This window comes from Desulfosarcina variabilis str. Montpellier, assembly GCF_048565275.1.
Lineage (GTDB): Bacteria > Desulfobacterota > Desulfobacteria > Desulfobacterales > Desulfosarcinaceae > Desulfosarcina > Desulfosarcina variabilis.
Genome location: NZ_CP159846.1, coordinates 5,459,676 through 5,480,632, shown reverse-complemented (window position 1 = coordinate 5,480,632; position 20,957 = coordinate 5,459,676). Strand labels below are relative to the sequence as shown.

Sequence of the window (20,957 nt, the reverse complement as noted above, 5' to 3'; positions counted from 1 at the left end):
GGCAGCAGGCCGATCCGGGGCTGCTGCCATTGCCATGACCGAGGTTGCCGCCGGCCGCGACATCAATATCATCGTTGAGAGTGCCTCCGCCCTATCCATCGATTATGCCGGCCGCATTCGCAATTTTTTTGAGGAATATCTGGGATCATCCGGACATCCCGTTCCTTTTGGTGGCCGCGACACTGATCTGGACTTTTTAAATACCTGGTTCAACGATCCGAAGCAGCCCGCTCGCCTGTTAATCGCTGCACCGGCCGGCCGGGGGAAATCCGCTCTGTTGGCACATTGGAGTCAACAGTTGCTGAGCACCACCGCCAATGTTCACGTCATCTTCTTTCCGGTGAGTATCCGTTTCCGCACCAATTTAGCAAGCGTTGCCTTTCCTACGATAACGGCTCAGTTGGCATCGCTTCATGGTGACGATTTATCGTTATCGCCTGACACGTCCGTTGAAGTCTGGCGGATGATGATGACGAACTATCTCAACCTCCCTTTACCCAGTGGGCAACGTCTGATCTTAATCTTTGACGGAACCGATGAAGCAGCGGACTGGGAGGTTGGGCCTGACCTGTTTCCGTTCTCATTGCCCCCGACAACACGAATCGTTTTATCCGCACGATATCTTGCTGGTGACGCGGATTCGTCTGCGTGGCTCCGGCGCCTTGGCTGGGATCAGCCTGAGCGGGCAAAGGCGATGGCCTTGGACCCGCTGACACCATCAGGTGTGGCCGATGTCCTGACGCGCATGGCATTCCCGCTCGATCGACTGGGGGCGCGTGTTGATATCGTTAGTGAGCTGCACCGCCTGAGTGGTGGCGATCCGCTGTTGGTCCGGCTCTACACAATGGAACTCTGGACGCGCGGGGAGGCCGCGGTAAGCCTGCAACCCGAGGACCTATGCCATATCCAGCCGGGGCTTGATGGTTTTTTTTCACGCTGGTGGGATGACCAGCGTCGTTTATGGGGTAAACAGGCACCTTTGCGCGAGCCTGCCGTGCAAACGCTTCTGAATATTTTCGCATGTGCGCTGGGCCCTTTATTCCTGAACGACTTATCGCAGCTTGCACCGCCTGAAGCCAACCTAAACATGTGGACGCTGGAGGATGTATTGCGTCCGCTGAATCGTTTTGTCATTGGTGATGGCTTTTCCCAAGGCTATGCCTTTACTCATCCACGGTTGTCCGATTATTTTTACAACCGATTGCAGCTTGCAGAACAAGCGCAAGATCAGGAAATGTGTTTTGTCCATTGGGGTAATAAAACCTTAACATCAATCAATGCAGGGGAGTTGAAGCCGGCCGACGTTTCATCCTACATCATCCAGTATTACCGCCCACACCTGGAACGTACCGGTTGCGGGATCGATGCAATGCAGCACCTGGTCAACGAGAACTGGCTCAAGGCCTGGTATAAAATCGATAAAGGCAGCTACGCCGGGTTTCTTAATGATTCAATACATGTCTGGCGGGCCGCCGATCGCGCCGATGCCTTGGCGATCGAATCCAGAGAAAACCCTCCTTATTTGGATGTGGAAATTCGCAGCGCGTTTTGCCGATCCAGTGTCAGCAGCCTTGCTGGCGATATTCCGCTTAAGCTTCTAATGACGCTGATAGAAACACAAGTGTGGACGCCTGCGCAAGCGTTTGCCTATGCAGTGAAAATACCTGATACAGAGCTGCGTATCCAGACACTGATTGAGCTTGCACAACAAGTGCAGGCGCCCCAGTCACAGCAAATGCTGGCCGGGGCTTTATCCGCGGTAAAAACCATCAAGAGCGACCCTGTGCGTGCCAGGGTGATGAAGACACTAAGCGGGTGCTTGCCGGAGGAACTGTTAAGCGAAACGCTGAACATTGCGCGTGACATTGAGGATGTGACTGCTCGTATTGAAGTTTATCGCATGCTGGCACTGCACCTGCCCGAGCCACATAATGAAATGGTAATCGGCGAAACACTGGCCGCTTTACAGAATATTGAGGATAAATATGAACGACTCAAAGTGCTACAGGAGCTGCTCCCTGAACTGCCCGAGCGTCAGCGCCAGGGGATACTGACCCAGGTGCTGGCCACAGAACGCAATTTTGGGGATGCAATCGATCAGCTTGAAATACTCCAAAAACTGGAGCCTTATATACCCGAACAGCAGCAACAAAATTTTTTTAGCGAATTACTGACCGATGCACATATCATCAAGGATGCATCTGAGCGTCTTGAAATATTTAAAACATTAATACCGAAGCTTTCCGGGGACCAACAGCAGAACGCAATAGATGGTGCGCTGAGAGCGATGGATGCCATCGGGACGGTACATGAACATCTTAAATTTATCGAAAGTGTGGTTCCCCTGCTGCCCGAGCCTCAACAGCGCAAGGCCATTCTCAGATTTCTAACAACCGCTTCCGATAGTGATAGTGTGTTTGAGTATCTTGAACTGCTCGGGGTGATTTTGCCGAAGCTACCCGAACCGATGCAAAAAGAGTTTCTTCATCTACAGCGGAAGGCACTGCAAAAATCAGTGGAAGATGCAAGTATATTCGACGAGGTCCATCAACGCACTATAGCGCTTTATAAACTGGCACCCTACATGAGTGAGTCGCTGTTAGCCAAGGCTTTGGATGGCGTAAACAATATTTCGAGTGAAAAGTATCGTGTTGATGTGCTTGAAGTACTGGTTCCCCATTTTCCCGAATCTCTTTTAACTAAAGCGCTGGAAGTCGCAAGCAACATCGCAGACGTTAATTATCGCGATAGATCACTTAAAGCAATAGCTCCATATTTAACGGAGTCGCTGTTTGCTAAAACGATGGAAATCTCGCGCAACACAGGGAATTATTATTTTGTCAGCTTGCTTCGAGCGCTGGCACCGCGTCTATCTGAACCACTGTTGGCTGAAGCATTCAAAGCCGTAGCCAACATCGCAAACAGATCTGATCGCGGTGATGCACTTGAAGCCATTGCTCCACACTTGACGGAATCGATGTTTGTCAAGGCGATGGAAATGGCATGCGAAATAAGGCATTATCCATTTGTTTACCTGCTTAAAGCGATGGCACCGCGCCTATCTGAGGCGCTATTGGCTGAAGCATTGAAGGTCGTAAGCAACATCGCAGACGGGTATTATCGCGCTTATGCACTTAAAGCACTGGCGCCACATTTGCCCGCATTCACACAGAAGGAGGCGCTGCGCGAAGCGCTGCATGCCACAAGCAACATCGCGAACAGCTTTGATCGCGATAATGCATTTAAATCACTGGTCCCAGATTTGCCCGCATCGCTGTTGGCTGAAGCGTTAGAAGTCGCAAGCAGCATCAAAGATAGCTATTCACGCGCTATTGCACTTCAAACGCTGGTTCCAGAGTTGCCTGCATCTCTGTTAGCCAAAGCGTTGGACGCCGTAACCAACATCGAATCCGACCATCACCGTGTGAATGCGCTTCAAGCAATGATTCCACACCTTTCTATGCCCATACAGGCGGTGGCAATAAGAGAAGTATTAAACGCAGTGCGCGAAAGTGAAAATGGCTTCTACCGCATTGAAAAACTTCAGCGCTTGGTTTCGTATCTGCCCGATTCGCAGCAGCAAGACGTGCTACGTGAGATATTGGACGCCGCGTTTGACCTTTTAGGTGTGTCCGAACGTGACGAGGTGTTATATGATCTGTGTCTACAACTGCCCGATCCAATGCTGGCAGAGGCATTAGACGTTGTGCGCAACATCAAGGATGAGAACAGGCGATATAAGTTAATAAAAAACCTGGCACCACGCCTGCCGGCCTCGCTGATGGAAGAAGCACTATCCCTTGCTCGCAGTATTGGAGATGAACGCTATCGACGACGATCCTTGATTCAGTTGACACCTTTTCTTCCGATTTCATTGTTTGCAAAGGCGATCGTCGCCATTTGGAGCCTGGAGGACCGCTATGATCGTTACAGAGTCTTAAAACAGCTTCTGGTCCAGAATCCTTCTGAACCCATGTGGGCTGAAGCCCTTGCCTATGTGGAAAGCGCCGGAGATAAAACAATGAGTGCGCTGGCGTTGATTGATCTTATACAGTTCCTTCCGGAGTCAATATTATCCCAAGCGCTGGCCATGGCGCAGAAAATTGAAGATGAACCCACTAGGGTTCAGGTGTTGATCGAGCTGATATCGCATCTGCCTGAATCAATGTCAGCCGAAGTCTTGGCTGCGGTACGCAATATTGAGGACAAGCCTTTTAGAGCACAAGTGTTAGGCGAAATGGTGCGCTACCTGTCCGAGCCTCAGCGACAAACGGTGTTGATTGAGGCGCTGACCACCGTGCGCGGCATCGAATTAGCGGATTCCCTATCACGTAGTCTGCTGGATTGTGTTCACCAAATAGACGAACCACGTCAAGAAGTGATATCCGAGGCATTATTGACCGTACTCAGCATCGGAAACAAAGCCGATCGCGCAGAGGCGCTGAACGAATTGGCACCGCTTTTACCGGCGTCGTTGTTAGCCGATGCGTTGGCGGATGTGCTCGCCATTGGGGATGAATATGATCGCGTCAGGGCGCTACACGAACTCGCACTGCTTTTGCCGGAGTCGGATCAAACCAAAGAGGTTCTGACCGAAGCGCTCGCCATCGCACGCAGTATCGTTAGCAAGGTGGACCGTGCGAAAGCCCTGAGCGAGCTGGCGTGCGACCTGCCCGAGCTGCAGCAGGAGGTGTTCATCGAGGCGATAGCGACTGCGCGCAACATTGCCAGTCGCCGCATTGGTGCCAAGGTGTTGCAAAAGCTTGCGTCCCGCATGACCGAATCCCGGGAATCCGTTTTAGAAGAAGTGCTGGAAGCGGTTGTAGCCTTTGCGTACAAATCTGAAAGTGTCTTGACGCTGAGCACGCTGGCACCCCACCTGCCTGAACCCATGCTGAAAAAAGCCTTGAGCGTCTTGATCGACATCGCTCGTGAGCCCGACCTGGCTGAGGCGTTGAGTTCGGCGGCACCGTTCTTGCCGACGTATTTGTTAGCCCAGGTATTTCCTGCAGCAATGCGCATCAAAGATGAATATTACCGTACCATGGCTTTGATCGGGATGGCACCATACCTGCCGGAATATCTGTTGGACGACGCGCTGTACTTCGCCCGCAATGTTGGCAGCGGGGCAGATTGTGTCGAGGCGCTCAAGGGCTTGGCGCCATACCTGACAGCGTCGGAGCAGCAGTGGGTAATGGCTGAAGCGCTATCCGTCGCCGGCAAAACCATAGAAAAACGCGCGAGCACCGAGGTGCTGTGCGATCTGGTTCCTTCTTTACCCGCGTCACTTCTACCAAGCGCATTAGATCTCACAAGGAAACTTGGAAATGAATATTATCGTGCCAGGATTCTGTGTGCGATGGCAAATCACCTGCCCGAATCTCAGTTGGCCGAGGCGCTATCTGCGGCAAATTGTATTGAAGATCCACATGAACGCGTCGAGCTGCTGAAAAGACTCGCACCATTGATGCCTGAACCATTAGTCGAAAAAGCGCTGGCTGCCGTTCGCACGATTAAAAATGAGATTGACCGCGCCAAAGCGCTAACCCGATTGGCACAACGACTACCGGAACCACAACAACAATCCATATTGGCCGAGGCTTTGGATGCCGCATGCAACACAAAACTCGAACCATTACTTTTCGAATCATTCGGCATGTTAGCTCCCCTCTTATCGCAGCGTCTCTTAAAAAAAGCGCTCACAGTGGTTGGCACAATACGCAATGAATTATATCGTGTTGTTGTGCTGGGAACACTGGCGCCGCACTTGCCCGAGCCGCTATTCATCGACGCCATCGCTATTGTGGGAAACTTAAAGGAGGAAATCGATCGCCTTAGAGGAATACGTATCTTAGCAATGTATCTCCCCGAGTCAGTAATGCCCGAAGCCCTGTGCGTTGTTGACTCTTTTCAATATGCATCCTACCGTTGTGAAGCCCTTCGGGCCCTTTTGCCGTACCTTCCGGATTTTTTGCTGAGCAAATCCTTGACCGCCCTCGGAAATCTGAGAAAATCTTCATTTTATGCTGAAATACTGTGTGATCTCATACCGAATCTGTCGGATTCGTTACTGACGGATGCATCCACCAGGGCCCTTGCCGCCGTAAAAGATATCCGAGAGCAAAACTACCGTGCCGCCGTGCTGATGCGGCTAATACCAAACCTGCCTGCAGCACGATTGGCCGAAGCACTGCTCATTACCGACACAATAGATGAAGAATTTATTCGAGCACAGGTGTTGAGTGAACTCATCTTACATCTGCCCGAGGTGCTTGTGCCGGAAGGGCTGGTTTCCGTCCGCGCCATAGCAGACAGCTTTCTGGCAGCGGTTTTGCTTGGTGAGCTATCCACACGGCTACCCGTGCCAGAACAGCAGACAATGCTGGACGAGGCCATATCCACCGCAAAGGTGCTGGGCAGCAGGTTCGATCGTGCTGAAGCGTTGCGCGAGATGGCATTGCTCATGCCGATGCCACCAGATTTGGTGCTCGCCGAGGCCTTGGAGGCAGGATTCAACGTTAGCAACGACACATATCAGGCCAAGGTCCTGTGTGAGCTGGCGCCACTTTTACCTGAGCCATTATTGCTTGAAGCCCTGGACAAGATGGTAACCATCAGTCACGAGTCCGACCGCGCCAATGCGCTGAGCGGACTGGCCGCTTATTTGCCCAAACATCTGCTGCATAAAGCGTTATCGATTGTACGCACGATCAGCAGCGAATATTTACGTGTCAATGTGCTATGTAAATGGGCGTCTTACCTGCCTGAATCTTTGTTCACAGAAGCGATATCGCTGATAGAAAAAAGCGTGGCTCACCGAAACGAGCTATTGAACGCGATCGCATGCTACCTGTCCGAAGCGTTACTTGCCGAATCGCTGTCCGTCGCCGCCAGCATCAAGAACGAATTTTTTCGCTTTGATGCTTTCAGTGTGATGGCACCCTACTTGACCGGGCCGTTGTTATCAGAAGCAATCGTTTGTTTGCACAGTTTCAAAAATGAAGTCTATCGCTGTGAGCTGATGGGCTATCTTCCGATGACACTGCCCGATGCCTTGCTACCTGAGGTGTTATCTGCGGCGCGCAGTATCTCTGATAATTATTATCGCGTCCGGGCGCTGAGTGAACTGGCCAAGCGAGTCAGGCCGAAAAAAAGGCAAGCGGTGATGACCGAGGCATTGGACGCTGCTCGCTGCATTGAATTTGAGCTTTACAGAGCGGAAACATTCATGGAGATAGAACCACTTCTTCATGATTCTTTGATCGATGAAGCATGGATAGCCGTACAAAACATCAAAGATGACTTTTTGCGGTCCAATGCATTGGAAAAGCTTGCACCGCGGCGGTTAAAAATACCGTCGCATGATGAGTTGGCCGGATTGTTGGCCGAAATTTTGACCATGGAGAAAGAATGCGCGCAAACAGAGAAAATAAGCGAGTCGACACCAGCGATCACACATGCCGCATTGGCCGCCAAACTGGCGGCTGTGCGCAATATCGAATGTGAAATGGATCATGTAGAGCAGCTCAGGCGCCTGGGACCAATACTTCCTGAGGACCTGTTACCACAGGCGATGAAAGTCGCACGCAATATCAAAAATGAATCGCATCGCGCAGAAGCGCTAAAAATCTTAACGCACTACATACCCGGGTCATTAATATCTGAAACGTGGAATGCTTTAAGTTCGATCCAGAACATTTCTTGTCAGATTGATGTTCTGAGCGACTTGGTGCCTTGTATGATGAAACTCCCGAAGACAGCGCTTTATCCACTCTGGCGCAAAATTCTTTCCCACTATTCCAACTATCATCGCAGTGATCTGCTTAAGGTCATTCGAACGCTATCTCCCATTATTCAGATATTAGGCGGCCAAAAAGCTGTTCAACAAACAATTCAAAGCATCAAGGACATGGGGATATGGTGGCCTTGATAGGGTATTAGGTCGAAGGCCAAGCGCCGACAAAGACAAAGATCTGTTGCAACTTAAAATTGGGCTATTTTTCAGGCTACAAAATTTTTTAATTTAAAATATCGTGTGTGTCCACGCTATCAAAACCCAAGGCAGGGTAAAAAAATCTTTATATATACCGTCTGGACGGTATATACTTGTTAAAGAAATGTGGATGCGTACCCGCGTTCACTGCCGTATGGTTTGAAAGGAGACGATCGTGAGTCCCCAAAGGAACCGCCGAGATGCCATACTGGATGCCGCTGCCGATCTTGTCCGCGAAAAAGGTGCCGCCCATCTGACACTCGATGCGGTCAGTGCAAGGGCCAAAGTAAGCAAAGGCGGATTGCTCTATCATTTTCAAACCAAGGAAGCCTTGCTTCAAGGGATGGTATCACGGCTCGAGGAGACATTGACCAGCGCCCGAAAATTGCAATTGGCCAAGCTGGACAGAAGTCCTGCCCGAACGCTCAAAGCGCATATCCACTCAATGGAAGCCTTATGGCAAAAAAAGGTAAAGCCCATTGCGGCTGCACTGTTGGCTGCTGGGTCTCATGATCCCAGACTGCTCGAAGCGGCCAGACAGTATCATGAATCGATCATCAGAGACGCAGAAGCCGCCGGAATATCCCCAGCTTTCGCAAGAATCGCCGTTTGTGCCCTGAAGGGATTGCTCTTGTCCGAATTGCTGGGCACGGCGACGTATACGCGCCAGCAACGCAAGGCATTTATCGACGAACTCATCCGCCTTGTTGATGAAGCGGATGCCCATTCTACCCGTTGAGATCGTTCACGTTTCTCTCCTGCCGTGTTTTTCGGTCTACGGCGATGACGCTGTTGCGCAGTGACAGACATATCCCCAAAAGGAGACGCATATGCAAAGATCAACAAAGATTTTGATCATCGTTGGTCTTGTCGCCATAGCGCTGTCGGTCCCCGCGTATCGATTCTTGAGACAGCCGATTCAATCGTTACGACCTTCTCTATAACCAGCACAACGTCGGCACCAAGAGCGGTCTGGAAGCCCAGGCATCGCAACTCAAACAGGTGCGTGCCGCCCTTAAGAAGGCCAATGCCGAATTGGTGCTGGCCCAGGCCCGGGAAGCACAAGCCAGGAGCAACCTGGCCATTGCCCGGAAGGACCTGGCTGATGCCCGGGTTGCCTCCCCCATCACCGGAAACGTCTGCCAACGCCTGATGGAGCCTGGCGAAGTTGCCGAGAAGAAGGGCACGGCCGTTCTTCGAATTGTTGATCCCGCCATTCTTGAAATTTCCGCTTACCTGCCGGAAGCCTACTACGCGCATGTGGTGGAAGGACAGACTATCCTGCGGGTTGAATCCGGCGGCATCGATATCGGCGCGCTGACCGTTACCACAAAAAGCCCCACCGTCCATCCCACATTGCGCACATTCGAGATCAAGGCTTTGCTGAAAGCGCCGCCACACGGTGTCGTTCCGGGCCTGCGCGCCAACGTTGCCGTGGTTCTGCAAAAACGAACCGGACTGGGCATCCCTAGTGTATCTGTCCTTTGGCGAGGGCGGGAACGGGTTGTTTTTACGGTAAAAGACGCCAGGGCGCAGATGCTGGCCGTTGAGACCGGACTGGAATCCGACGGCTGGGTACAGGTTCTGAGGGACGGCCTGGCCCCGGACATGCCGATTGTTTGCATGGGGCAGGAACGGCTGAATGACAAAATGGCCGTTGTTGAAGTCAAAGCGGACGTGGAGTAATGTTTCTATCCAATCTTTCCATTAAACGTCCTGTAGCGATGAGTTGCCTGATCATCGGCCTGGTGTTGCTGGGCCTGAATGCATCCCGCAAAATGGGCTTGGAATTCATGCCCAAGATGGACGCGCCTTTTATTACCATTGTAACGACCTATCCTGGTCGCCAACTCCATTGTCGTGCTCGAGGGTATCGTCAAACGCCTGGACGACGCAACACCCCCCAAGGAAGCGGCGGCGCTGGGTGCCAAGGAGACGTTTATCGCAGTTCTGGCCAGTGCGACGACCAATACGGTAGTGCTGTTCCCCCTGGCCATCATGGGCGGGACCGTGGGCATGTTCATCAAACCACTGGCCTTGACCATGGTGATCGTAACCCTCGTGTCGTTGTTCATCTCCTTTACCCTGACGCCCATGCTCTGTTCGCTTCTCCTTCGTCCCCGCGACCCAAACCGCCGGACCCTTCTGGCGCGCCTGGAGTCGGGCTGGAACCGGCGTTTTAGCACCGTGGTGGAACGGTACCGGCAAATGCTGGCGTTCATCGAACGATACCGTGTCGCGGCGTTGCTGGTTGTTCTCGTGGTCGTTGGTATGCTGATATACACCCTGCGTCTGGTACCTGAGATCGGTTTTGACCTGTTCCAGGGCATTGACCGCGGCGAGGTGATCGTCAAGCTTGAATACCCGACCCGCTACGCCCTTGACGAAACCTGGCGGCGCGTTCAGGCAGTGGACCGTCGCCTGGCCGATCTTCCGGGAATCCAGCATCAGTTGGTGACGGTGGGCAACGTCGAGGGCATCATCGGTCAGTCGTCCGAAGGCGTCTATCTGGCCCAACTGCTGCTGAAGTTTCCCGACCGCGATGAGCGCGACGTACCGGTCGATCAACTCATCGCCAGGATCCGGGCACGACTGAAAAATTATCCGGAAGCCATCGTCACGGTCAGCAAACCGGCAACCGTCGGTGGCGGGATGGAGGTTCCCGTTGAGATGGAGATCGCCGGCCCGTCTCTGGCCACCCTGGACCGGCTGGCCCTGAATACACAGCATCTGTCCAACGCCATTTTCGGGCTCAAAGACATCGACACCACGGTTCGCGCCGGCAAGCCCGAACTTTGCATTCGGCCCATCCGGCCGGTGCTGTCCGACAGGGGCATTTTTACAACGACCCTGGGGATGGCCCTTCGAGGAAACATCGAAGGGCTTACCGCCGGCACCTTCAAGCAAAATGCACGCAACTATGACATCGTCGTACTGATGGAAAAGCAGGAAGGCAAGGTGCAGGTATCACGTTTCCAATTTCCGGGCGATCCCGGCAAGCCCGTGCTCCTGGAAACGATATCTTCGGTGGCTGAAACCCGTACGCCGTCCCAAATCACCCGCAAGGACAAACAGCGCGTCTCAAAACTCATGGCCAATCTTGAAAAACACCTGCCGCTGGGTACGGCCGTCAGCAAAATATCCGCTGCCATCCAGGATGCAGGTGCCTTTCCGCCAGGGTACGACTATCGTTTTACCGGCTATACCGAGACGATGGCCGAAGCCCAGGAAGGCCTGGTCGAAGCCGCGATTGTTGCCATCGTTCTGGTGGCGCTGTGTCTGGCGGCCATTTTGGAATCCTTCAGGCAACCCGTGCTGATTCTGATAACAATGCCGCTTGCCCTTATCGGCGTGATGGGGGCCCTTTATGTCGCCGGCCTGAGCATGGACATTTTTGTCATGATTCAGGTACTAATTTTCTCTTTTCAATCCACTGGTATAGGTCGGGTCAAGACGTTGCATATGCATTTTTTTGAGTTCGGCTTTTTTTAGCTTGCCCCACACTGTCTTCGGCATCGCGTCAATGGTTTCGATGCAGGTGGGGAATTTATATTTGGCCACTTTGCCGGCAAGAAATTCATGCACCTCGGCCAGCGTGATGTCCTCACCTGTTTTGCATTGGATATAGGCCTTGCCTGTCTCACCCCATTTATGGTCGGGAATCCCGATGATAGCCACCAGTTCGATTTTGGGATGATCGGCCAATACCGCCTCCACCTCGGCGGGGTAGACATTTTCCGCACCGCTGCGGTACATATCCTTGGCCCGGTCCACCAGATACACAAATCCGTCCTCATCCAGATAGCCCAGATCACCGGTATGCAGCACGCCATTGACAATGGCCTGAGACGTTTCCTCCGGCATATGCCAGTATTCTTTCATCACATTGGGTCCGATGGCGACGATTTCACCGATCTCGCCCACAGGCAGGCGCTCACCCTCGGGATTTTCAACCCACAGCTCGGTGAAGAAATTGGGCAGGCCCATGGCGCCGGGTTTACTGTCCGCGGCCCACTCCGGCATGAGCACCATGGCCGAATTTTCCGTCTGACCGAAACCGACCAGTAAATGGATTCCTTTTTCAGCCAATGTGTCCAAAAAATCCTGTGAGGTTCTCTCTCCACCGCCGAAAAACATCCTCACACTGCTAAAATCGAGCGAATCCAAAAGGCCGGTCTCAAGAATGAAACGGAACATCGTCGTCAAGCCGAATACGAGGGTGGCCCGATATTTTTCGATATCTTTGGCAAAGGTGGCCGCATCGAAATGATGGCGCATCAGCAAGGTGGCGCCGCGGCACAGGGCGGGCGTGGTCACCGCGCACAGACCGGCGGAGTGACATAGTGGCGCCTGGCTCTGAAAGATGTCGTCCTGACGCATGTCCGTGTAGTTGATATTTTGGAAGCACTTAAAATAGGTCTGGCCATGGGTGATCACAGCGCCCTTGGGGGCCCCGGTAACACCCGAGGTGTAGAGAATGATCAGCGGGTCGTCAAGATCAATGGGGCGATCGATTTCAGGCTCGGTCGATGCCATGTTTGAGAGCGCCTGATGGTAGTCCATGGTCCAGTCCGGGTGGATCGGGGCATTTTTTGCATCCGTTGACAAACAGATGAATTTGTCTTCTTCCACCGCAACAGCGTGGCGGATAGGCTCGATCCGGTCCTTAAACGTATCATGAAAAATCAGCAACCGGCATTGGCACTGATTCAATTGATACTCCAGTTCGCGACTAACCATGCGGAAATTAAGCGGTACGAAAATCAGGCCCAATTTGGCTGCAGCCATGTAGCAGGCGACCATTTCGGGACAATTTAGCAGATCAACAGCGATGCGATCGCCTTTTTTTAATCCCTTGTCCTGGAACAAATGGGCCAGGCGGTTGGTCTCTGCGTTCAACGCCTGGTAGGTAATCGGCTGACCCTCGAAACGGATGGCTATCCGTTCGGGAGTCAGTACGGCTCTTTTGCTGAGTATCTTGCCCACACTCCATTGCATGATTTAACACACTCCACGATTAGGGTTTTTCAACAGGGTATGTGCGGTTTATCAAACGTTGCTTGGCTACCCAAGCGATTTTTTTCATGATCAGGTATCCAAGTTCAAAATCCTGGTAAAAAAGAAGGCTCATCTCATGGGAAGGAAAGCGTAATATTTTTACCGGTGTCAGTGCTCTGGCATCACTGAGATAGCGTTTGGGCGCCATGTCGATCAGCGATGAGAATCCCATGGCAGCGCCAGGCGCAATGGTTTCCAGGCGAACTGTTTTTCCGGTCAGGCTTTCCACCTCAAGGCTGATTTCTCCTTCTAAAAGGATGTAAAAGAAATTGGCTTCTTTTCTTTTTTTGTTCAGAAATTCTCCTTCCGGATACGTTTTTATTTCTGCCAGGCAGGCCAGTCGCTTGATCATCGACTCGGATAATTCTTCAAAAAAGGATAGGTCTGTCAACATTTGAGGGGAAACCATAGTAAATCTCCTGTCGCCCTGTTTGATATTTTCAATCGAAGTAATACTTCATAGACATGGCGACTGTTGCCATTGAAAATGGGTTATGATGGGTCCGCCATAATACGATAGATCCCAAAAAGGCGGTTTTCTTAAGGACTTTTCCCGACATTGTATTTGTCATCAATCCGTGGTACATGGAAAATAAGCTCCGGAGATATATATTATGGATAAATATCAGTTAGATGAATCTATTGTTGGGCCAAGCCTGGACCGATTGGTGGCCACAGAAATTATGGGCAACAAGGTCGTTGACGACGAAATTTTCGGTCCGATGGAAATGCACACCAACAAAGGTGGCATCAATGTCTATTATCCTTTGCGCGGTTATTCAAACAATATCCAATCCGCTCGAATGGTCGTTGCCAAAATGATCAATCTGGCCTACCATGACGATGCCGCCTATTGGCAAACCGAAGACCGGCCCGAGGTCATTTGCAAAGCGGCCTTGAGAGCGGTTCTGCAAAGACGGCAAAAAAAGGAATCCCTGAAAATACGGGCCAATCTAAGGGTCATAAAATGAGCCCTGTTGTGCCTTTCATGCGAAATGGCGTGCACACGCCGGACAATCCTTATTTCTGGAAACGTTGAACGGTGAGACATTCATTTCCAGCAAATCCACAAACAGCATGCGTCCCACCAGCAGGCTCCCGATACCGAGAAAATATTTAATGGCTTCGGCGGCCTGGATGATGCCCATGATACCGGGAGAAACACCCATCACCGATTCTGCTTGGTTGGTATGGACCGGCACCGACGGATACAGGCATCGATAACAAGGCCCCCTGCCGGGGATGATGGTCATGGCCTGGCCTTCAAAGCCGGAAACCGAGGCATATACCCATGGTTTGCTCAGTTGCAGGCAGGCATCATTGATCAGATAACGCGTCGGGAAATTATCCGTGCAATCAATGAGCATATCATAGCCGGCCAGTATCCGGCTCAACGCCTCGATAGTTGTCAGTTTGCGCGCAATGGTCTGCAGCTTTAGCGAGGGATGCAGCGCCTTGAGTGTCTGGTAAGCCGAGTCCACCTTGCGCATCCCAATCCGGGGCGTATCGTGCAATATCTGCCGGTTGAGGTTGCTTATTTCAACACGGTCATGGTCCGCGATACCGATTCTGCCGATTCCGGCGGCAGCCAGATAATAGGCTGCCGAGGAGGCCAAGGCCCCGCAACCGACCAATAGTACACTTGCCCGGTGAAGTTTTTTTTGACCGGTCGGCCCCACTTCGGGCAAGCGGATTTGCCTGGAAAACCGGCTGTTATCATTTGTAAAACAATGGGGCATGGCACCTTTCAATCGTTGTCAGCGAAGCGGTTGTCGTAATCGTAATCGGATATGACGACAACGACAACGATTACGAAAACGAAAATGTGACCCGGCTGTTTACTGCATCACACCCTTAAACTCAGCATTTTCATCGGCAAACATCTGTTCAAAGGTTCGCTTCGCATCAGCACGAACCGCATCGGCTTGTTCGGATGTCAGATCTCTGCCTTGGATCCATTTTTCAAGAAGATGGCCACCCGGTAGCCACCGTTCCATGGTCTCCTTTTCGAATACCCACATTTTGTCCGTGACACCGATGGATTCCAACGCCTGCCATACATCGTCCCGCTGCCGGAAATCGCAGTAAATGCACATGACGCATTCGCCCAGTTCAAATGCATCGATCACTTCCCGATCATATTTGGCCGCTGGAATGGTCTTTTCTTCAACCAAGGGATCCAGCTTTTCTGCAAACTGCCTTAATGTGTCCCTCCCACCGAAGAACACCCACTTGCCCCAATATTGCAAATACTCTTTGTTTGTGAGCGGTTTGCCTTCATATCGGATATAGTTGTAATCATTGTACACATGATCACGAGAAACAATGAAAATAAAATGGGACCCGGGTCTGTCGACGATCATGTTTTCTCCTTTTTAAGGATCTGCTCAATCGGATCTAAGCGCCTGTTTGAGAAGTCTGTGGTTGCCGCCTTAACCCGCTGCTGCTGCAGGAATAATATTGATCACGTCGCCATGTTTAAGCGGTGTTCTCAATCCTTGCAAATAGCGAACATTATCGCCATTGACATACACATTGATGCTGTCGACTATATCGGCGCCGTCATTGCAGATTACGGCTCGCAGTCCTGCAAATTGACCGTCAAGACGGTTCAACAGGGCGTTAAGGTCTTCGTTTTCCGTTAACCGGCAGCGGATTACCTTCTGGTTCTCGGTATGTCGGGCAAGGGCCGTGGCCAGTTTCACCGTCAGGTCGGTTTTTTCAGTCATCTATTCAAATCCCATGCTTGTATTGGTAGGTTAAACGATCAAGCGATAGAGCGTGCTTTCATCCGCCCTTGTTGGGACGCGATTCTACGTTGCACCACCCGTTGGTAGTCCTTCCATGTTTTGGCCATACCGAGGATGAACGGGGTGTGTTCATAACCGATTGTCTGATTCAGTGCCCGGCCGTCATAAAGCAGATGCGCGTCGGGCGGAAAGGGCATGGGCGCCCGTTGGTGAATGATCTGTTCGATACTCAACGGACGCCGCTCGATTTTGCGACCACACACCTCTTCGATGGTATCGGCCATGCGGATGTAAGAGATCATCTCTTCTCCGGCGATATTGAAGGCCTGCCCCTGCACCGCTTCGTTTTCCAGGCAAGCCGCGACCATTTCCGCCATATCGTCGACCCAAACGAAACTGTAAAAGATATTGGGATCTTCAGGCACGACCAGCGGTTTGTTGGCAATCATATGATCGAAGAAAAAAGATTCACGGGGCGCATAATTATAACGGCCGTAGATAATGGACGGCCGCAGAATCGTGTAGGCAATATTTTTGGATTGGCACTTTTTTTGAGCGGCGCACTCAGCCAGCCATTTTTGATAGCCATACTCGGCAAATTCTCCCAATTCCGGTTGCGGCCCATCCACCTTGGCGGCGCTTTCCGTAACTGGAACGTTTTGGGTGGGCGCATAGACTGAGGTCGTGCTGATAAAAATGTAGTGGCCGACGGTGCCGGGCAGGTTGTCAAGCAGGGTATCGATGGCACCGGGTGTATAGGCACAGAAATCAACCACCGCATCCCAGTGATGATCCGGGATGCTGTCGGAAATTTGATCGGCAATCTCACGATCCCCGGTTAATTGCACGACACCGGGGATACCCATGCGAAGATGTCCCCGGTTGAACACGTGGATGCGATAACGATCCGATTGGGCCATCAGCTCGACAAAGACTCTCCCTGCAAAATAACTTCCTCCGATAACGAGTAGATTTTTCATTGGACGTCAATTTCCTCCCCACCATATATCCAGTTGTCTTAGGGTATGGTTCCGAATTCCGGCATGGACGCAAGGCCCGTGATCCAGCAGGAATGTACTGTTGGCATCGCTCAGCCCTTGCGCTTGAATGGCGTTGATCAGGATGGCACAAATGTTGTCGATGGCGTCCTGACAGGCCGGTTGCCGGTCTTGTCTGTTTAATTGATCCACGGCGGCGGCAATCTCAGGCCCGGGCGCCGGCAATTGTCTGGCCGCTGCCAAGGCCCATTTGTAAAACGGCATGTAGCGGCGGTGGAGCAGGAACACCAGGTTTAGGGCGGCTTCGCAAAATGTGAGCAGGGCCTGCCGGGCCGCGTAGGCATTGTTGCGTTTGATGCATCGGTTATAGTTGTACTGGCCGGATTGGGCGGCCGTCATGCACCTGGCGGCAATCTTTTTCAGGCGCACGTCTTCCGGGTAGTGGGCCTGGATTTGCTTGCGGATGGCTGTAAAGGATCGTAAGGGATCATGAAATACCTTGCCGTTGGTACAGGCTGCCAGATTGGCCTCGGGAATAGTCAGCCAGTTGTCGACGCGTGTGGGGGCGACTGCCAACCCGGTAAACGAGGCGTAAAAATCTCCAATTTCCCTCACGCCGACGCGTCCGGCGCCCCATGCGCTGGTTGAGCGACGAAATCCCATGAAGGTGGCCGGAAGCGACCGGTAGGCCTCCTGAAGGGCGCCGCCGATGCGGTTGAAATCGTTTTTCTCCAGCCATAAGCAGAACCCGGGGCCCCAGTCATGATCTTGTGACAGGGTATCATCAAAGCCAAAGCATTCCGAACCGAGTCCCACCAGTCCCACGGCAATCCGATCTTGATCGGCGGCAAACTTGCCGTCGATCATCTTTTTGCCCACACAGCGGTAGAATTCCTCTGATAAAATTAGCCCTTTCATTTTCCTTGATCCAGGCCATAGGCAGGGGTGAGGCCGCCATCATGTGATTCCAATCTTTTCACTCCAGTAGGATTCCGCTTCGTCAAGGCTGTCGAAACCACTATTCATAACGAGATTGTTCAGCATGGTCAGAGAGTAATTCATCCCTGCGCGTCTGGCCAGCTCGACCCATTCGTAATATATCTCCAGCGCCGTGTCGCCATAGGTTTCAAGTTCAGATCGAAGATACACCGAAAAATCCATCCCGCCGTCGGCTTGGCCGGTTTGCCGGCAGGAACGGGCGTAAAGGGCCGGATACAAATCACTTATTTCCTGCTGCCATTGGGCCTCGATGGCGACGATTTTATCAATTGCCGGATTGGTGTTGATGGGCGGGATCAGATTGTCCATGCGCGCGTATTTTTCGGTGAACAGGTTGCGTCCGCGACGCTTGGCCGTTGTCAGCTCGATCAGATAGGCGGCCAGCAGCTTGCGTGGCCACAGCTGAAAGATACTGCTGCGAACCTTTCGAAACGTTTCCGGGTTTTCCTGGCAGGATGCCGGGGCGGCACTGTTGACCGACCGGAACATGTCCCATTCCAAATCGAGAATTTCCTGTATGAAACGCTCACGTTCGCCGTTGGCGATTTCGATCGATTTTTTTTCCATTGTCAACTCCACTTGCTCCGGTTCAAAAGGGTTCTGAAAAGGCGGGGTAGTGAATCAAGATGATCGACAAATTGAACCAGCTTGCCATATTCAGCGACCAGTTGCTTTTTGCTGCTTTTGCTGCACCACATGCCTAAGGTGAGAAGATTGATCCGGTTGCGCCGACAGGTATGAATCGCGTTTTCGACACCGCAGCCCCAATTGGAGGCGCCATCGGTCATATGGATAATAAACGGCCGTTTATGCGTGTCTTTAAAACGCAGGGCCGTGGCGATCAGCGCCTCTCCCGATGCGGTTTTGCCATGGGGGAAAATGCTGTAAAACTTGTCACGCCGGTGCAGCTCGGTGAGCTGGCAGACGTCTTTCAACTCATTATAGGCAAAAAGACGCGCATTTTTGTTATACGATTTGATCGCCGAGAAAAGGGTTTGATAGATCTCCTCGGCGACCTCCCATTTGTCCTGGGAGGCCATGGATCCAGTGGCATCGATAAGCAGAATGATATCGTTGACCAGCTCGAATTCATCCTTTCCGGTCTGGAAAATCGTTCCCGTGGTCGGTGCCCGGTAAAGTCGGCGGCGATCGATTTTTCCGGTTTTCAACCCTCTGTTAAACAGCGTTTTTTTCTGGGCCGCTGTTTTTATCACCAGTTTGAGCTGATGCAGCAGTTTCTTATTGAGCCTGTTGCGTGCCGGCATGACGATGTCGTTGCTGGCAACGCGGGCCACGGCGTCTTCCTTGTCAATGATCACCTCTTTCACACGCTCGGTAAACTCGATCGTGCGCTTGGGCATGATCTTTTGAATCTCTTTGGAAAAATACACCGGCGGGGGCGGCCGATCCTCATGGCCTGGCGGACCCAGGACATTCTTGCCGACTTTTCTGAGCAGCAGGAAGGGATCCTTGGAATCGGTGGGCCAGAATTTGATGATATCAAAAAGGGTCGGCCAGATCATCTGATAAAGATCGATTCGAAAATTACCCCTTTCGGTTACGCCTTGAATGCGGGGACATGCGTCGACCAGGGGTTCAACGAGCGTGTTCAATAACTCGATGGGCTTTTTGTAAAATTTTTCAAGGCTGGTGCGTTGAGATATTCCCCGCGATGAGGTGTCCACATAAGGCTGTTTGTAGCGTTGACCGTTTCTATCGGTGGCGATGTCCCACCAGATATGCAACAGTTCAGAAATGGTGGGCGGGTGCGAGGCCACATCGAAGGCCGCATTGATGGTGTGCCTGCGGTCCACTTCGGTGTAAAAGCCAAGCGCCGTCCGGTTGGACAGACAGTCCAGATAAACGTTCTCGCACATATTGAAAAATAGCTGAAATTTATACGCATATCGGACGGGCAGCTTGGCCTTGGTTTGCGCCAGATTTAAAAACCGGTCGGACCATTCCGTTTTGCGGTAGGCTTTCCTGATGGTCTGGCCGATAACCCGGTCCACCTTGGCCGCCGGTACGGGATACTGTCCCATCAACGGGGCTGGATCAATGGCGATGGCGCCTTCGGCATCCATCCCGGACCAGATAATGGTTCCGCTGTTGCGGCCCACATAAGAGGCCACTTTACGCAGGCCGCCAAGCAGTCTGGCCATCTCATAGGTCTCAATAGGAGATTTGTTCCGCCGCCAGAATTCGGAGTATCCTTTTTCACCGCTGAGGTGAAACCGGTCGATCACCGTCTTGCCGTTTAGTCTGGTGATGTCCATCAGTTCTCAAGCGCTTCGGGCGCAAACCGGATATAGTCCAGCTCCCTTTTTTCGACGACGCCTTTTTCAACCTGAAGGGACAAAAGGATCGATTCGAGCGCCTCTTTATCGGTCTGGAGGCTGGTGACAATTCCGTCCCTGAGGCTGCCTCCCGCAGCAACCATCTCTCCGATCATCAGTGTCGTGCGGGTGGAGATCTCGATGGCCAGGTCGGCGTTACCGCGAAGGGCGCAGATGGCTTCCATGATCGCTTCGGCCTGGTTCTGATCCACACCGGTTTTCTGGGTCAGGACCTCCTTTTCCACCTCACGGGGTAAATAGTCCATGAGAAGAATATAAAACCGGTCGCGCAGCGCCGGATCGAGCAGTTCGGTACCGATATATTCGTCACCCTCATTCAAGGTGGCGAAAAAAGTCACGCCATCGGCGACTTTCAGCGTGCCCAGCTCGTCCATCCAAACTTCTCTGTCATCGGAGAGGAGCGAAAAGAGCATATTGAGCGCCTTGGGATGTTCAGGACGGTTGATCTCTTCGAGATGAATGACACAATTTGGCGTTTGAATCGCCTCTGGAAAAAGGAACTGCTTGTATCGGGTTTCTCCGTTTTCAAGGGTATATTCACCAAAAAGCTGGCCGGGTTCGGACAGAATCCCCACCTGAAAGGTGGCCAGCGGTTTCTGATAGAAGGCGGCGTATTGTCTGACGATAGACGATTTGCCGCACCCCTGTTTGCCTGAAACCAGTACGTTGACCGGGTGCTTGCGGGAAATATTATGTATGATTTTAAGAATTTTGAGGGTTTCACTATCCGTGTAATAAAAGGGGTCCGGGAGCGGAATTTCCAGGCTGTTTTTCTTTTCGTACGAGTTCAATGGGATACCTC

The 20,957-nt window shown here is 52.1% G+C and carries 15 protein-coding genes; 5 read left to right on the top strand and 10 right to left on the bottom strand.

The window, feature by feature from the left end; translation table 11 throughout:
- The first annotated feature begins 34 nt into the window (after positions 1-34).
- From Dvar_RS24730 to Dvar_RS24715, 4 genes are all read left to right on the top strand, one after another.
- Entirely contained in the window at positions 35-7,930 is a 7,896-nt protein-coding gene (locus Dvar_RS24730; protein ID WP_419655792.1) for a hypothetical protein, read from the top strand.
- A 238-nt stretch (positions 7,931-8,168) separates the two neighbouring features.
- Positions 8,169-8,732: a TetR/AcrR family transcriptional regulator gene (locus tag Dvar_RS24725; protein WP_419655791.1), complete on the top strand. Its 564-nt coding sequence runs from the start codon at positions 8,169-8,171 to the stop codon at positions 8,730-8,732.
- Positions 8,733-8,995: 263 nt separating this feature from the next.
- Complete coding sequence (locus tag Dvar_RS24720) at positions 8,996-9,679, top strand: efflux RND transporter periplasmic adaptor subunit (protein ID WP_419655790.1); 684 nt, start codon at positions 8,996-8,998, stop codon at positions 9,677-9,679.
- Positions 9,680-9,829: 150 nt separating this feature from the next.
- Positions 9,830-11,485, top strand: coding sequence for an efflux RND transporter permease subunit (locus tag Dvar_RS24715; RefSeq protein WP_419664157.1), 1,656 nt, complete (start codon positions 9,830-9,832; stop codon positions 11,483-11,485).
- Here Dvar_RS24715 and Dvar_RS24710 read toward each other — a convergent pair.
- Together Dvar_RS24710 and Dvar_RS24705 are read right to left on the bottom strand one after the other, a co-directional pair.
- Positions 11,405-12,991, bottom strand: a complete 1,587-nt coding sequence (locus tag Dvar_RS24710; protein ID WP_419655789.1) for a class I adenylate-forming enzyme family protein — start codon at positions 12,989-12,991, stop codon at positions 11,405-11,407. The two genes, Dvar_RS24715 and Dvar_RS24710, sit on opposite strands and share 81 nt — an antisense overlap.
- A 19-nt stretch (positions 12,992-13,010) precedes the next feature.
- Complete coding sequence (locus Dvar_RS24705; RefSeq protein ID WP_419655788.1) at positions 13,011-13,460, bottom strand: Crp/Fnr family transcriptional regulator; 450 nt, start codon at positions 13,458-13,460, stop codon at positions 13,011-13,013.
- Positions 13,461-13,665: 205 nt separating this feature from the next.
- Between Dvar_RS24705 and Dvar_RS24700 the strand changes: the two genes are divergently transcribed.
- Entirely contained in the window at positions 13,666-14,022 is a 357-nt protein-coding gene (locus Dvar_RS24700; RefSeq protein ID WP_419655787.1) for a hypothetical protein, read from the top strand.
- Between the two features lie 15 nt (positions 14,023-14,037).
- On the opposite strand, the gene Dvar_RS24695 is transcribed toward Dvar_RS24700, so the two are convergent.
- The 8 genes from Dvar_RS24695 to Dvar_RS24660 all read right to left on the bottom strand — a co-directional run bounded on the left by Dvar_RS24695 (position 14,038) and on the right by Dvar_RS24660 (position 20,946).
- A complete protein-coding gene (locus Dvar_RS24695; RefSeq protein ID WP_419655786.1) occupies positions 14,038-14,790 on the bottom strand; it encodes a HesA/MoeB/ThiF family protein in 753 nt (250 codons plus the stop codon).
- Between the two features lie 99 nt (positions 14,791-14,889).
- Positions 14,890-15,414 carry a hypothetical protein gene (locus Dvar_RS24690; RefSeq protein WP_419655785.1) on the bottom strand — a complete coding sequence of 175 codons (525 nt, stop codon included), beginning with the start codon at positions 15,412-15,414 and terminating at the stop codon, positions 14,890-14,892.
- 69 nt (positions 15,415-15,483) lie between these two features.
- Positions 15,484-15,780 carry a MoaD/ThiS family protein gene (locus tag Dvar_RS24685; protein ID WP_419655784.1) on the bottom strand — a complete coding sequence of 99 codons (297 nt, stop codon included), beginning with the start codon at positions 15,778-15,780 and terminating at the stop codon, positions 15,484-15,486.
- Positions 15,781-15,818: 38 nt separating this feature from the next.
- Positions 15,819-16,781, bottom strand: a complete 963-nt coding sequence (locus tag Dvar_RS24680; RefSeq protein WP_419655783.1) for an NAD-dependent epimerase/dehydratase family protein — start codon at positions 16,779-16,781, stop codon at positions 15,819-15,821.
- 6 nt (positions 16,782-16,787) lie between these two features.
- Complete coding sequence (locus Dvar_RS24675) at positions 16,788-17,717, bottom strand: DUF4037 domain-containing protein (protein WP_419655782.1); 930 nt, start codon at positions 17,715-17,717, stop codon at positions 16,788-16,790.
- A 39-nt stretch (positions 17,718-17,756) separates the two neighbouring features.
- The gene (locus tag Dvar_RS24670) at positions 17,757-18,365 is read right to left on the bottom strand and encodes a DUF4125 family protein (RefSeq protein ID WP_419655781.1); all 609 of its coding nucleotides are present in this window, start codon (positions 18,363-18,365) and stop codon (positions 17,757-17,759) included.
- Positions 18,366-18,367: 2 nt separating this feature from the next.
- Entirely contained in the window at positions 18,368-20,074 is a 1,707-nt protein-coding gene (locus Dvar_RS24665; RefSeq protein WP_419655780.1) for a vWA domain-containing protein, read from the bottom strand.
- On the bottom strand, positions 20,074-20,946 hold the full coding sequence (locus Dvar_RS24660; protein ID WP_419655779.1) for an AAA family ATPase: 873 nt from the start codon (positions 20,944-20,946) through the stop codon (positions 20,074-20,076). Before Dvar_RS24660 ends, Dvar_RS24665 begins: the two co-directional genes overlap by 1 nt.
- Positions 20,947-20,957: the final 11 nt, after the last annotated feature.